A 13,880-nucleotide genomic window follows, 5' to 3' on the forward strand; every position below is an offset into this window, starting at 1 on the left:
GAAGAGCGGCCGTCAGGTTACTCCGGCGGTTGCGGCCCGACTATTCACCAGCGGCGTCACGGATCGGATGCGCTGCCGCACTCCTGAGTTCACTTGATTTCGGCCGGCTCAGCTATCGATCGATTATTATTCCTCCAATCGGTGCATCGAACAATGGCTGGTCCCCTCTCGCGGCGACAGTTACTTCGACGGCTCGGCGTCGTTGCGACGGGCGGTATCGCGGGGTGCAACGAGCTAAACCCATCAGCCGACCGGCCGACCACGGAGCCGTGGCAGTCGCCCACGGCGACGGCAACAAAGACAGCCCGGGGGACCGACACCGAAACGACCACGCCAACTGAGACGGCAACGGAGACGGAGACGCCGACAGAGACGGCAGCACCAGACGGCCAGCCACCGACTGATCTCGTTCGGACGGAGGAACTCTCTGACCGCGAGGGAGGGCAATTGGCCGGGGTTTTCACCGACCTCGTCGTGAATGGTGGCGAGATTCTGTGCGCTGGCTCCTTAGACGGGACTATCTGGCTCGTCGCGTTCGATACGAACCTGGACGTCGAATGGTCTCGAATCTACTCGGGCTGGAAGCCCGGTCGAGATGGAGTCACTGTGAACGTGGCGTCGGATGGAGGGTATCTCGTTGGTGCGATTCCACAGACTGACGCCGATGATGCCGGCGTCGTCAAAACGGACTCTCGGGGGGAACTCGAATGGGAACGTCGGTTCGAAGAGCGATTTGGTACCGCCCAAAAGGTATGGTTTCTAGAGCTTGCCGGTGAAACCTACATGTGCGCGTGGACTATCTACAGCGCCGAGGGCGGCGACGCGTACTTCAGAGGATTCGAGGGCCCCGACGAACCGCTACGCTGGGAGACGGATTACAACTCTCGCTGGATCAAATCCATTCGACGGAAGGAAGACGGGGGCTGGTTCGTCCATGGGGCCAAAACCGGCTATAAAACGTGGCTGGAGAAGTTCGGACCCGATGGAACGGCGCAGTGGGAGCTGACTCCCGATTCATTTCGCTCCGCCCGTCCCACGCCGACCGGGTACGTACTGTGGGCGGGGGGTGAAAACGAGATCCGCATACGAAGTCTCGAACAGGATCGAACGGAACTGTGGACCAAAACGTACGACGAACCAGGTTCTGGGCTCCGTGTGTTAGAGCCAACTGCTGCCGGTGGGTATCTTCTTGCGGGCCAGGGTGACGAAGGATTCTGGGTAACTGCTATCGGACCCGATGGTGGGGTGCAGTCGAGCACCAAGTACGGTATCGCTCCTGACCGCGAAATCGAACCGGTTGGCCTCGCGAGCGAGGACGGCCACTACGTCGCAATCGGTGGGTACGACGACCGCGACTACAGCGACGACGGGTGGGTGATGTCGGTAGTCAACGCGATCTGAGAGTCAATCGGACGTCTCGATGGCGTTGTCGTCGGCGTCCGGCCGCTCGGCTGCGTCGGCGTCGGGTTCTTCTGCGTCGGCGTCGGTTTCATCTTCGTCGACCGCGTCATCGTCGCTCTCCTCGTCTGCTTCCAGTTCCTCGGCGGCTTCGGCCATCGCTTCGGCCGTCTCGTCGGGGCGTTCGATGACCTCGTCGGTGTGCATCACCATCTCGCCGCGGGCGCGGATGGTCCCGTCGACGGTGGCGTTCTCGTGGAGTTCGACGTCTTCGGCGACGACGTCGCCCCAGATTTTCACGCCGGGGCCGATGCTGACGGTCCCGTTGCGGGTGGTCACGTCGCCCTTGACGTCGCTGCCGCGGCCGATGGCGATGTCGTCCTTGGCACGGAGGCTGCCGAAGAGGGTGTCGTCGCGGCCCATCTCGATGTCCTCGGCGCGGACGTTGCCGTGGAGGCGGCAGTCGTCGCCGATGGTGGCCGGCGCGGAGACGCGCCAGACGTCGTCGCTGACGTGCGAGCCGCGGGGGATCAGGACGGGGTCGCTGTCGACGTCGTCACCGGTGACGGAGGAGAGCACGTCCTCGGCGGCCTCCTCCTCGCCGATGCGGAGGAGGTGCGAGAGGTAGACGAAGAGGAAGACGATGGTCGGCATGGGGTTGCGGATGACGATCCAGCCGTTGGCCTCGAAGCCGTCCTCGATGTCGACGTCGTCGCCGATGTCGAGGTCGCCGGCGACCTTCAGTTCGCCGTCGATGTGGACCCGCTCGCCCAGGTAGGCGTCCTCGCCGACGAGGACGTTGTCGCCGACGTCACACCACATGTCGAGGCGGCAGTCGCCCTCGGCCTCGATGTGACCGTCGAAGCGCACCCGCTCGTCGGCGATGATCGAGTGGCCGCGCACGCCGAACTCGACCGTCGTCTGGCCGCCGACGATGACGTTGCCCTCCGTCACGAGGTCGTGCTCCTCGACTGTGGTCCCGTCAGGAATCGCGAGACGGTCGAGGGGATCTGAACCGATAGGCACACCGTCGTTACTCGTTTCCGTCGCCTTAAACCCCAACGCCGGCGATGACGCCCGTCTGACGCGCGTCAGACGCCCGGACGTCGTCGCCCGTTCAGGCCAGTGGATTCAACTATCCGCAGGTGATACGACGTGCCGATGAAGGGGCCGGGTCTGTTCTCGATGTTACAGATCGTCGCGGGGATGTCGATGGCCGGGCCCATGTTCGTTCTTGGCATGAACATGGTGACGAGCGGCGACGCGCCGGCCGGACTCGCCTTTTTGGCGCTCGGCCTGATCGCCCTGTTCGCTCCGACCTACCTCGTCAGCAAGATCGGCGGGCCGCGGACGTGGATCAGACGGCGACTCGGGCGCGCAGAATCGGGCTCGGACGGCGACGAGCGCTTCGACCCGCTGAAGGACCGGTGACTGCCGGGCGCCGATCTTCAGATATTTACCCGTTCTCGCCCAATCTCCGTACATGACAGTTCTTTCCTTCGACGAGCAGGGCGTCGACGTCATCTACGAGGGGACGGAGTTCCGTCTCGAGAAGGCGCTCATCGAGGACGCGACCGAGAAGTCCTATCCCGACGTCACCGACCACGAGGTGTTGCGGCTGGTCGAACCGGACCCGGCGCTCTCCGGTGAGCCCCAGCGGATCGCGGAGATCGTCGACTGACCGCCCGCCAATAGATTCCTTCGTGTGTGATTGGGGGCAAGCGGGCGCGTATCTCTGTTTGGGCCGGAGACGGACGCAGTGATGCGGTATTCCGGCGACGACGGGGCCAGAAATCCGCCAGCGGCGGCAAGCATTTAAGTACTGAGTGCCCAGTGTGAGGTAATGTCAGATCCACGCGTCGCCGGTGCCGGAGTGACGGACTTCGGTGAGCATCCGGAGCGGACCGGCCGCGACCTGTTCGCCGAGGCCGGCCTGGCTGCGCTCGACGACGCCGGCGTCCCCGCCGACGACGTCGACGCGCTGTACTTCGGGAACTTCATGGGTGAACTCGCCGAGCACCAGGGCCACCAGGGGCCGCTGATGGCCGAGGCCGTCGGCGTCGAGGCGCCCGCGACACGCTTCGAGGCGGCCTGTGCCTCTGCCGGTGCGGGCGTCAGACAGGCAGTGAAGAACCTCCGTAGCGGCGAGGACGACGTCATCCTCATCGGCGGTGCCGAACGGATGACCAACATCGGGACTGCCGCCGCGACGGACGCGCTCGCCATCGCCGCCGACGACCTCTACGAGGTCCGCGCGGGGATGACGTTTCCCGGCGCGTACGGCCTGATGGCCCGCTCGTACTTCGCCGAATACGGAGGTGACAGGGAGGACCTCGCCCACGTCGCCGTCAAGAACCACGAGCACGCGCTGGTCAACGAGCACGCCCAGCTGCGCAAGGAGATCACCGTCGAGGACGCGCTGGAGGCGCCGATGGTCGCAGAACCCCTCGGGCTGTACGACGCCTGTCCGATCACCGACGGCGCGGCCGCCGCCGTCCTCGTGAGCGAGGAGTACGCCGAAGTGCACGGCCTCGACGCGCCGGTCAGTGTCACTGGCACCGGCCAGGGCGGGGACAACCTCGCGCTCCAGGACCGGCCGCACTTCGACCAGACCCCGGCGGCTGACGCGGCGACCGAAGAGGCCTACGCCGACGCCGGGGTCGGCCCGGACGACGTCGACGTCGCGGAGGTCCACGACTGCTTCACCATCGCCGAGGTGCTCGCCGTCGAATCGCTGGGCCTGTTCGAGCGCGGTGAGGGAATCGCCGCCGCCCGCGACGGCGTCACGACGCGCCACGGGGAGATGCCAGTCAACCTCTCCGGCGGCCTGAAGGCCAAGGGCCACCCGGTCGGCGCGACGGGCGTCGCCCAGATAGCCACGCTCACCTGGCTCCTCGACGGGTCCCATCCCCGCGCTGACGACGTCCCCGACGCCGACGTCGCCGTTGCACACAACGCCGGCGGCACCGCCGCGAGTGCGACCGTCCACGTTCTGGAGGTGGTCTCATGAACGAGCGAAGCGACGTGAATGAGGCCTCAGAAGAGCTCTGCTCTTCTGGTGGTCGCGTGAGCGAACAACGAGAGCGAACGCGAGAGCTCCCGAGCGGAGCGAGGGAGGGAGGACGATGAGTGCGCGAGACGGCGGCTACGACGACTGGCTCGACGCCGTCGCCGAGGGCGAGGGATACTACCTCGAATGCGCGAACGGCCACGGCTGGCTTCCCCCGCGGCGAGTCTGTCCCGACTGTGGATCCAGGGACCTCGACGAGGAACCGCTGCCAGACGCGGGCGAGATAGCGACTCACACCACCGTCTACGTCGCGACGCCCGCCTTCGAGGAGGACGCTCCGTACGTCACCGCCGTCGCCCACTTCGGTCCGGTCTCCATCACCGGGATGGTCCGGGACGTCGACCCAGCGGCGGTCGAGATGGGCGACGTCGTCGGTATCGACGTCGGCGAACGGGAGACGACTGGCGACCGGGCCGTCGTCTTCCGGCCGCGATAGCCCGCTCGCCGGTCGAGAAACGGCTGTCCCTCGCGTCGATATTCACGACGCCCCGTCGTCACAGTTCAGTTCGCCGCTCTCGTGCACAGCCACCGACCGCGTAGCGTTCGCCACCGTCGCGTCGCCGTGGTCGACGCGCACTGTCAGGTTCGCGCTCGTCCCGGCCGCGAGCAGTCCGTCGTTCTGCCCGACGTCGAACAGACGGAACTGGACGTCGTCGCCGGGTCGGAGCGTGACGTTGTGCCGCTCCACCGTCGTCCCGTCGGCGAGGGCGACCACCGCCTGAAACGCCGCCTTCTCGGGGCCCTCGCTCTCGAACGGCCGTTCCACGACGAGGGTGCCAGTGACGCCGTAGTTCCCCGGCGGCGGCCCAACTGACGTACACGTCTGGACGCCCTCGCCCTCTGTCTCGTTCGCCCAGTCGCCCTCGTTGACGGCGACGCGTGGTTCGAATTCGGTCACCGTCGCGTTCGCGGGGCCGGGGTCGCCGCCGAGTCCAGACGCGACGAGTCCAGCCGCGAGAATCCCGCCGAACAGGACGAGTGAGGCGAGCACGCCCAGAGCCAGCAACCGACGCATAGCTCGACGTGTTTCCCTCACCGCCAAATACTTTGTCTGTAGCGCCGTACGAAGCGGGTCAGTCGGTACGGGCTCCGTTACTCGTCCGCAGTCCCGCCGGCCTGCCGTTCGACGTCGCCGTTGCGGCCCACGTCGCCGAACGTCTCGGGATGGACGACCTGGCGAGCGACTGAATCCGGTCGATACCCGACCGGGCGCGCGGCCCCCGTCAGTTCTCGACCCCGGCTGTGAGTGGTCGACGCCGGTCGTCGGCCCCTCACTGGACGACGACAGCGCCTTTCATCCCGAGCGCGAGGTGCGGTTCGCAGTGGTACAGCGCGAGGCCCGCTTCGTCGAACGTGTACGTGTACTCGGTGCCGGCCTCGGCGACCGGGTCCCCGGAACTGAACTCGTAGTCCGACTCGCCGATCTGGTCCTCGGGTTCCGCCTTGACGTTGTGGGTCTCGCCCTCGCCGGTCCACACCCAGCGGACCTCAGTTCCGGCGGACACGGCTATCGCCGGCGGACCGAACGCGTAGTAGCCGTCGTTCCCTTCTGCCCCCACGTCGACGGTGGGTTCGCTCTCCTCGCGCCAGTCGACGATAGATCCGTCGTACGTGTCGTCGGCGCCGCCGACCTCTGTCTCGGTGAGCCACTCGTCGACCGCCGGGTAGTCGCTACCGGCGATAGTCGCGGCTCCGTCGGTGCCGCCGTCCTGTCCGTCGCCGTCCTGTCCGTCGCCGTCCTCTCCATCGCCGCCGCCTTCGGCACAGCCAGCCAGTGCGCCCGTGAAACCCACGCCGACGGCGCCGGCGGCTGCCAGTACCGTCCGCCGGTCGACAGATCTCGCTCGCGCATGTCGTGTCATTGCACCTATAATTTGGTGGCGGGCTTACTTAACTGTACACTCGCGATCCCCTCGGCGTCGTGCGATTCCGGACTGTCGACGACTGGCCGGGCCCGCCCAGAGATCAGGCCCGCCACACCGTCACCGTCGCGAGCGCGAGCGTCCCGATGAGCCAGCCGAACAGTCCGACGGCGCCGGGGAGCGCAGCGGGGGCCGGGGCCGAGGCGCCCGCGACGGGCGTCGCCGCGAACGCCAGGACGAGTCCCCTGAACGCACTCGCCGGGCTCAGGGCCAGGGTTGCACCCAGGCCGTCCGGACCGACCACGCCGGTGGTCAGCCCGCCGACGACGGCCAGGTCGAGGCCGACCACCACGACCAGGAGCGTGCTGACGGCCAGTGCGAGTCCTTCCCGCCTGGTGCGGGCGACCGTGGACACGGCGACCGCGATGCCGAGCGCGACGACCGCGTACACACCGGTGATCGCCACGAACCGGACGTAGTATATCGGGTCGTCGACGGTGGCTGCAGAGGCGAGGAACGAGGGCGCGGGCTGGCTGGCGAGGGGGACGAACGTCGCCGCCAGCGCGAGCGGGACCAGTACCGCCGCGAGTACCGCCGTCGCGCGACCGAGGAACACGCCCAGGACGTAGGTGGCACGGCGGACGGGATACGTGCGTATCACGTCGAGTTCGCCGCGTTCCGCGTCGGCCCGAATCGCCTGGTACCCGAAGGCGAACGCGAGGACGGGGACCAGCACCTCGACCGGCGTCATCAGATTCAGGACGAGCGGGAGGTAGCCGCCCGCGCCGCCGAGGGCCGGCACGGACGCGACGGCGAGGCCGAACAGCGTGACCAGGACGAGGTACGTCCGCGTCCTGACAACGGCGTCGAGTTCCCGCTGGGCGAGCGCGCGGACCTGCCGCAGGCGGCCATCGCTCATTCGGCTCCACCCCGCTGGCCCACGCTGACGGACGCGGTCTCGTCGCGTTCGATGACGTCTGCCAGCGCGCCGGTGAGCGTGTCGGCACCGGTCCGTTCTCGAAGCGCCGTCGGACTCTCTGCGGCGACGATGGTGCCGTCGTCGAGCACCAGCACCGTGTCGGCCATCTGCTCGACGGCGTCGATGTTGTGCGTGGCCAGCAGCACGGTCGTCCCCTCACCCGCGAGGTCGTCCACGACGGCGGAGACGTGTTCGACCATCACCGGGTCGAGGCCGCTCGAGGGCTCGTCGAGGACGAGCAGCGGCGGGTCGCCGACCGTCGCCTGCGCGATGCCGAGCAGGCGCGTCATGCCGCCCGAGAGCGCGTCGACGCGCCTGTCGGGGACGTTCTGGAGACCGACGCGGCGCAGTCGGTCGTCCACGTCGACGTCGACTCCAGCCAGGTCACCGTAGAACGAGAGCGTCTCCGCGAGCGAGAACTGGGGCCGGAAGGCGGGCGTCTGCGGGAGGTAGCCGACGGGGCGGTCCGCCGACGCCGCGACCGTCACCTCCCCTCCCGTCTGTTCGATCAGGCCGGCGACGATGCGGAGCAGCGTCGACTTCCCCGACCCGTTCGGGCCGACGAGGCTCACGACGGACCCACGGTCTGCGCTGAAGGAGACGTCTTCCAGGACGGTCAGGTCGCCGAACGCGTGGCGGACGTCGTCGACAGTCAGTACGGGCTCCTCGGTGTCCGTCACGTCGCGTTCACCTCCGCCAGGACGTCGGGGCGCGAGGGCTCGACGAGGGGACCGGTGTCGATGACGTCGCTCCGGCGGAGCCCCGGCGCGACGGCCTGCGCTTCGCGCAGGAGACCCAGCGCGGGTGACCGTGCGACGGTCGGGCCGGCGGGTGACTCGGCGAGCGCCCGGTCGACCTCGTCCGCCGGTCTGTACGGTCGGTCGAGCACCCCGTCGCCGTCCCGGTCGAGGCCGGGCGCGCCGGCCCAGTAGTTGCCCCGCCCGCCGCTGGTCCAGACGGCGACCGGGCCGCTACTGGCCGTCGCCGGCGCGTCGTTGCCCGCGACGTCGTTCTCGACCACTCTGTTCGAGGGGAGGATAGTGTCCGACCGGAGGCCGATGTCGTTGTCGACGACAGTGTTGTTCGCGTACATCGAGCGGGTGCCCGCGATAGTCATCCCCGTCCCGCCGCCGACGAGGACGTTGCCGGTGACGTACGACGCGTCGCCTGCCAGCGACACCCCGACGTCGCTGTCGCGGACGTCGTTGTCGAGGATCACGTTCTCGCGCGGCCGGCTCATCACGATCACGCCCGCGTCGGCGTCGCTGAACGTGTTGTTTCTCACGAGGGCGCCGGAGGTGTACATCTCGTGGACGCCGTAGCGCATCCCGCGCATCTCGTTGTTCCGGACGACGAGGTCGTCCGACCGGTGAGTGTAGACGCCGTCGCGGCCCCCCTCGAACGTCGACTCCTGGACCACCGCGCGCGAGTACATCGTCAAGACGCCCATCGATCCGTCCTGCCACTGGTCGGTGCCGTTCACCACGAGGCCGTCGACCACGGTCCCGTCGCTGTAGCGTGCGATCACGCCGTTCGCGCCCGTGTCGACCGTGACGTTGCTGACCAGCGACCGGTTCGCTCCCGACAGGAGGATTCCCGCGTCGCCCCGGCCGTAGACGAGCTGGATCTTGGCGTCCCATCCGCTGACGTTGCCCTCGCCTGTCCCGAGGTCGCGAGGCCCGACGCCCCGGATGGTGAGGTCAGCGAGCGCCACGCCGGAGGCGTTCGCCCGGATCACCGTGCCGTTGCCGCCGCCGTCGACGACGGTCCGCTCGCCCGCGCCGCGGAGCGTGAGGGGTTTCGTGATCGTGACGTTCTCCTCGTAGGTTCCCGGCGGGACGTAGACGGTGGTGTTCGGTGGCGCCCGTTCGACTGCGGCCTGAACCGTCGGGGCGTCGCGACCGACGACTACCGAGCGGGGTCGGTCGAGGAGCGACGCGCTCGCGGCGACGCGACGGTCCGCCCACGCGGTCCGGTTCTCGACCAGACTTGCCTGGCGCTCCCGGGCGACCGCCGGTCGCTCGCCGTATCGCTCGCGGACGGCGTCCCAGTCGACCACGCGCCCGCCGTACTCGTCCGTGAATCGCTCCGCGTCGGCGCGTCGCTCGAACGGGACCACTGTTGGCCCGGCCGTCGTTCGCGCGTCGCTGTCCACCGCGTACACCGCGTGGTCGGCGCGCACCCAGTCGACGCCGGGGTCGTTGTCCAGGTCCAGGTAGCCGTCCTCGGTCAGGGACGGCTGTGCGCCGCTGAACTCGGTGACGAAGAGAGCGACCGGCTCCCCGAACTGCCGGACCGCGTGGCCACTCTCCAGTTGTTCGACCATCGCCTCGACGCCGTAGTAGCCGATGACGTACTGGTACTGGGCGTAGAACGCCTGGCCGCGTGGAATCTCGTAGCCCGCCGCCTCCGCGTCCCGCACGTCGACGCCGGTCATCCCCATCGAGAGCGTCTCGTCGAACGACACTGGACTCACGGCCGCGCCGCCGGCGGGCTGGACGGTGAAGGCGAGGCCGCAGAGGCCGAACGCGACGACGACGGCTCCCAGTACGTATCGGACGTCCATCTCAGGCCTGTCGGAGGCTCTCGATCGTCTCGGGCGTCACCTCGTCGAGCGTCGACAGCGACCCGCCGTGTTCGTCGCTGAACGCCGTCGCGTCCGACTCCTCCGAGAACGCGACGAGGTCCGCCCCCATCGCGCCCTTCACCTCGGAGCCCACGACGAAGGTGACCGACTCGGCGTCGACGAACGCGTCGGCTTCCGGATGGGTCGAGATGAGCACGTCGCCGCCGTCGTCCGTCAGTTCGTAGTCCACCGTGGAGTAGTCCGTGACGTACATCGCCTGCCGGGTCCAGCCCCGGTCCTGTCGCTCGAAGTCGTACTGGAACGCCTCCCAGCTGCTGTCGAACCGGGCAGGGTTGTCGTGGCCCGAGGGGCGCTGGTCCGCGTAGAATATCTCCGTCGTCGGCCCCGGGTGGTTGGGGATGACCATCCCGCAGACGTCACAGCTGTCGGACTGGGTCATCGTCACCGGCTCGGGGACGTCCGCCTCCTGTGACGCACAACCGGCGAGCGGTGCGAGGACGGCTCCGCCCACCGCACCGAGCAGGGCTCGCTTCGACAGCCGGTGCGGTGAGGACGTTTCGCTGGGACACCGGGTGTGCCGGTGGCGAGAACGACTGACTGGGGACCGGTCGGGGCTCGAGTGTTCTTGTTTCATGGGGTGACAAACTCCGTTGGACTCGGGTCTAGACGTTCACTCGCCACCGGTTTGAATCGACGGATCGTTCCCGACTACTGGGATTCTTCGGCTGCGGGCGTCTCGAGTGCCCCACGGACCACGTCGACGAACTGGTCCGGGTGTTCGACGTGCGGGAGCAACAGCGACTCGTCGAAGACGACGAGGCGTGCGTCGGCCTCGTCCGCGAGTTCCCGTCCGTTCTCCAGTGGCGAGACGTCGGCGTCGCGCCCCCAGACGAGCGTTATCGGTACGTCGAGTTCGCCCAGTACGACGCCCAGGTCCTCCTCGGGGTCGAGAAAGCCGGTGAAGAACGACGCGGGGGCGAAGCGAGCGCCCGGCTGGTGGCCAGTCGTCCACTCGTAGTCGAGCACCGCGGGCGTGAGGTTGTCCAGATCGTAGTAGCCGTGGTCGCCGTGGGCGTGTTTCAGCGAGTACTTGCTGACGATGGCGTTGTAGATGCCCTGGCCGAGCAGCGGCGTCCGCAACAGTGTGCGCCGCCACCCCCGGCGACTCCCCATCGTGCTGTCCGTCGGGGCGACGAGGACGAGTCGTTCGACCGGGACGTCCCGCGCGGCGAGGGCGGCGTAGGAACCGGTCACCGACGACGCCACGACGGTCGGATTCTCGCTCTCGTCGGCGAGGAAGTCCCGGACGAAGTTCGTGAGCAGCGACGCCGAGTACAGCAGCGGCGGCCGGTCCGAGTGGCCGAAGCCGGGCAGGTCCGGCGCGACGACGTGGTAGTCCTCTGCGAGTCGACTGAACACCGCGTGGAACTCGTGGTTCGACGTGGCGGCGTTGATTCCGTGGAGGAGGACCAGGTCCGGGTTCTCGGGGTCGCCGGCCTCGACGTAACTGACGTCGAAGCCTCGCCAGCGATACGAGCGCTCGTCACCGGCGAGGAACGGTTCGAAGGAGTCGCCCTGACGCCGCAACAGGCGGTTGGCCAGCGCGGTCAACCCGACCGTTCCGGCGGCGACGCCGAGGATGTTCCGGAGCTTCATACCTTTCTGTCGGGCCCTGAAGGACTTATACGTGTGGGACCGCGGTCTCCGGGTCGGGTCGGATGCGCCGCGTCCGCCCGTTACCCCTGCCGTCGCTCTCCCAGGCAGGATTCGAGCGGCTCGATCAGGTCCGCCACGACGGTGTAGGGGTCCGTCTCGTGTTCGAGAATGCGGTCGACGGCCGGGTCGACGCCGCCCCTTGCTTCGAGTTCCTCGGCCAGTAGCGCGTTGGCGTCCTCGCGGAGCAGGGTCCGGACCTCGGCGGCGTACCGCGACCGCACCTTCTCCTCGCGGCGACCCGACTCGTCGAGGTAGTCCAGATGGTCCTGGACGGCGCCCACGAAATCGTCGACGCCCTCGCCGGCGTTGGCCACCGTCTCGACGATGGGCGGCGTCCAGCCGTCGTCGTCAGTGCCGTGGCCCTCGGGCCCGCTCGCGTCCGTCCGGTGGTGTATCATCTCCTTTAGCTGGCCGACCGTCCGGTCGGCCCCGTCGAGGTCTGCCTTGTTCACGACGAAGAGGTCGGCGATTTCGAGGATGCCCGCTTTGAGCATCTGGACGTCGTCACCCGAGTCCGGCGGGACGAGCACGGCCACGGTGTCGGCCGTCCGGACGACGTCGATCTCGTTCTGGCCGGCGCCGACCGTCTCGACGATGATCTTGTCCTTGCCGAAGGCGTCCAGCGCGGTGACGGCGTCGGTGGTCGCCGTCGAGAGACCGCCCAGCGACCCCCGCGTCGACATCGACCGGAAGAACACGTCCATGTCGCCGGCGTTCGAGGCCATGCGAATGCGGTCGCCCAGCACCGCGCCGCCAGTGAAGGGCGAGGACGGGTCGATGGCGATGACGCCGACGGTCTCCCCCCGGTCCCGGTAGGTCGACGCAACCTTGTCGACCAGCGTGGACTTGCCCGCGCCCGGTGAGCCCGTGACGCCGACGACGTCGGCGGTGCCGCTGTGGCGGTGCAACTCGGAGACGATCTCTCTGTATCCTGGCGACCGGTCCTCGATCATCGAGATGACGCGGGCCAGCGCGCGGTGCTCGCCGGCCAGCAGGTCAGCGACGAGTTCACTCACGGCTCGCCCTCGCGTTCGTCCGGGTCACGTCAGTTCCGCTCCGGCGCGTGCTCGTGGACGTAGTCGATCATCTCGTCCATCGACGCGCCGGGGCCGAATATCTCCGCGACGCCCAGCGAGCGCAACTCCTCCTTGTCGCCGTCGGGAACGATGCCGCCGACGAGGACGAGAGTGTCCTCGAAGGCGCCGTACTCTTTCAGTCCCTCCAGTATCTTCGGGACGAGGGTGTTGTGCGCGCCCGAGAGGATCGAGATTCCCAGCACGTCGACGTCCTCCTGGACCGCTGCCTGGACGACTTCCTCCGGCGCCCGGTGGAGGCCGGAGTAGACGACTTCGAACCCGGCGTCACGGAACGCCCGGGCGATGACGTGTGCCCCGCGGTCGTGGCCGTCGAGGCCCACCTTCGCCACGAGACACCGGATCGTTCGCTCGGCCTGCTCCTGGTCCGCGCTCATGTACCGGTGTACCACGCCCCACCGTTTGACTCTAACGGAGTTGATGAATAATGATTAACGACTATCGGGCCACGACGCGACGCGCGAAACGGATCCGAAAGGGGAAACACGCGGGCCGACGAACTCCGGACAATAATGGCCGCCGTAGACCGGATACACTCGCGCGCCAAGGCGAAGCCCCTTCTCGTCACGACAGTCCTCTCGCTGATCGGCTACGCGCTCGTCGTCGGGACGTTCGCCCGGATCTTTCCCTTCTTCCCGGAGCTGTCCAACGAGACGGTCATCGTCCTGAGCGACGCCATCGCGGTGGTCAACGCGACGGCGCTGGTCACCATCCTCGCCGGCGTCCGGTACATCCGCCGCGACGAAGTCCGGAAACACCGCGCCGCGATGCTCACCGCGTTCGGACTCATCCTCCTCTTCCTCGTCATGTACCTGCTCAAGGTCGGCGGCGGGTTCGAGAAGGCCATCCTCGTCGAGGGGCCAGTTCGGTGGGCCTACCTCGTCATGCTGGCTATCCACATCCTGCTCTCGGCCGTCTCTGTCCCCGTCGTCATCCACGCCGTCGTCCTCGGACTCACTCACTCGCCATCGGAACTCAGGGACACTTCGCACGCCCGTGTCGGCCGCATCGCCGTCGCCGCCTGGACGCTCAGCCTGTTCCTCGGTCTCGTGACCTACGTCATGCTCAACCAAGTGTACGGGTGGGAGCCCCGGACCGCTGCCCTCCTGTTGCTCGCCGCTACCCGGACTCCACTCGACTGGTGACGGCTGGGTAAACGCCGCCGACGGGCACG

General features: G+C 68.1%; 17 protein-coding genes. 7 read left to right on the forward strand and 10 right to left on the reverse strand.

The annotated features are described in order from the left end of the window. Window positions 1-153: 153 nt before the first annotated feature. Window positions 154-1,401, forward strand: coding sequence for a hypothetical protein (locus tag AC5FRV_RS02915; RefSeq protein WP_493559620.1), 1,248 nt, complete (start codon window positions 154-156; stop codon window positions 1,399-1,401). Between the two features lie 3 nt (window positions 1,402-1,404). Here the strand turns inward: AC5FRV_RS02915 and AC5FRV_RS02920 are convergent, their stop codons facing one another. Continuing rightward, complete coding sequence (locus AC5FRV_RS02920) at window positions 1,405-2,424, reverse strand: polymer-forming cytoskeletal protein (RefSeq protein ID WP_493559621.1); 1,020 nt, start codon at window positions 2,422-2,424, stop codon at window positions 1,405-1,407. Between the two features lie 135 nt (window positions 2,425-2,559). Here AC5FRV_RS02920 and AC5FRV_RS02925 point away from each other — a divergent pair, with 135 nt between their 5' ends. From AC5FRV_RS02925 to AC5FRV_RS02940, 4 genes are all read left to right on the forward strand, one after another. Continuing rightward, entirely contained in the window at window positions 2,560-2,829 is a 270-nt protein-coding gene (locus AC5FRV_RS02925; RefSeq protein ID WP_493559622.1) for a hypothetical protein, read from the forward strand. Window positions 2,830-2,881: 52 nt separating this feature from the next. Beyond that, entirely contained in the window at window positions 2,882-3,079 is a 198-nt protein-coding gene (locus AC5FRV_RS02930) for a DUF5800 family protein (protein WP_493559623.1), read from the forward strand. A gap of 162 nt (window positions 3,080-3,241) precedes the next feature. Further along, a complete protein-coding gene (locus AC5FRV_RS02935; RefSeq protein ID WP_493559624.1) occupies window positions 3,242-4,408 on the forward strand; it encodes a thiolase domain-containing protein in 1,167 nt (388 codons plus the stop codon). A gap of 115 nt (window positions 4,409-4,523) precedes the next feature. Beyond that, window positions 4,524-4,904 (forward strand): Zn-ribbon domain-containing OB-fold protein, encoded by a 381-nt coding sequence (locus AC5FRV_RS02940; RefSeq protein ID WP_493559625.1) that lies wholly within the window; start codon window positions 4,524-4,526, stop codon window positions 4,902-4,904. Between the two features lie 42 nt (window positions 4,905-4,946). Here the strand turns inward: AC5FRV_RS02940 and AC5FRV_RS02945 are convergent, their stop codons facing one another. Continuing rightward, window positions 4,947-5,483 carry a hypothetical protein gene (locus AC5FRV_RS02945; RefSeq protein WP_493559626.1) on the reverse strand — a complete coding sequence of 179 codons (537 nt, stop codon included), beginning with the start codon at window positions 5,481-5,483 and terminating at the stop codon, window positions 4,947-4,949. A 32-nt stretch (window positions 5,484-5,515) separates the two neighbouring features. Here AC5FRV_RS02945 and AC5FRV_RS02950 point away from each other — a divergent pair, with 32 nt between their 5' ends. After that, window positions 5,516-5,656, forward strand: a complete 141-nt coding sequence (locus AC5FRV_RS02950) for a hypothetical protein (RefSeq protein WP_493559627.1) — start codon at window positions 5,516-5,518, stop codon at window positions 5,654-5,656. 83 nt (window positions 5,657-5,739) lie between these two features. Here the strand turns inward: AC5FRV_RS02950 and AC5FRV_RS02955 are convergent, their stop codons facing one another. The 8 genes from AC5FRV_RS02955 to AC5FRV_RS02990 form a co-directional block, all read right to left on the reverse strand. Beyond that, window positions 5,740-6,330, reverse strand: a complete 591-nt coding sequence (locus tag AC5FRV_RS02955; protein WP_493559628.1) for a halocyanin domain-containing protein — start codon at window positions 6,328-6,330, stop codon at window positions 5,740-5,742. 103 nt (window positions 6,331-6,433) lie between these two features. After that, window positions 6,434-7,249 (reverse strand): ABC transporter permease, encoded by an 816-nt coding sequence (locus tag AC5FRV_RS02960; protein WP_493559629.1) that lies wholly within the window; start codon window positions 7,247-7,249, stop codon window positions 6,434-6,436. Then, complete coding sequence (locus tag AC5FRV_RS02965) at window positions 7,246-7,989, reverse strand: ABC transporter ATP-binding protein (protein WP_493559630.1); 744 nt, start codon at window positions 7,987-7,989, stop codon at window positions 7,246-7,248. The genes AC5FRV_RS02960 and AC5FRV_RS02965 overlap by 4 nt, the downstream gene beginning before the upstream one ends. After that, window positions 7,986-9,875 (reverse strand): NosD domain-containing protein, encoded by a 1,890-nt coding sequence (locus AC5FRV_RS02970; RefSeq protein WP_493559631.1) that lies wholly within the window; start codon window positions 9,873-9,875, stop codon window positions 7,986-7,988. The genes AC5FRV_RS02965 and AC5FRV_RS02970 overlap by 4 nt, the downstream gene beginning before the upstream one ends. A 1-nt stretch (window position 9,876) precedes the next feature. Next, window positions 9,877-10,407 carry a nitrous oxide reductase accessory protein NosL gene (locus tag AC5FRV_RS02975; protein WP_493559632.1) on the reverse strand — a complete coding sequence of 177 codons (531 nt, stop codon included), beginning with the start codon at window positions 10,405-10,407 and terminating at the stop codon, window positions 9,877-9,879. 197 nt (window positions 10,408-10,604) lie between these two features. Continuing rightward, window positions 10,605-11,552, reverse strand: a complete 948-nt coding sequence (locus tag AC5FRV_RS02980) for an alpha/beta fold hydrolase (RefSeq protein ID WP_493559633.1) — start codon at window positions 11,550-11,552, stop codon at window positions 10,605-10,607. 80 nt (window positions 11,553-11,632) lie between these two features. Continuing rightward, a complete protein-coding gene (meaB, locus tag AC5FRV_RS02985; protein WP_493559634.1) occupies window positions 11,633-12,628 on the reverse strand; it encodes a methylmalonyl Co-A mutase-associated GTPase MeaB in 996 nt (331 codons plus the stop codon). A 29-nt stretch (window positions 12,629-12,657) separates the two neighbouring features. Next, a complete protein-coding gene (locus AC5FRV_RS02990; RefSeq protein ID WP_493559635.1) occupies window positions 12,658-13,083 on the reverse strand; it encodes a cobalamin B12-binding domain-containing protein in 426 nt (141 codons plus the stop codon). A 135-nt stretch (window positions 13,084-13,218) separates the two neighbouring features. Between AC5FRV_RS02990 and AC5FRV_RS02995 the strand changes: the two genes are divergently transcribed. After that, window positions 13,219-13,851, forward strand: coding sequence for a DUF420 domain-containing protein (locus AC5FRV_RS02995; protein ID WP_493559636.1), 633 nt, complete (start codon window positions 13,219-13,221; stop codon window positions 13,849-13,851). Window positions 13,852-13,880 lie beyond the last annotated feature (29 nt).

It is taken from the genome of Halomicrobium sp. HArcel3 (assembly GCF_058933135.1).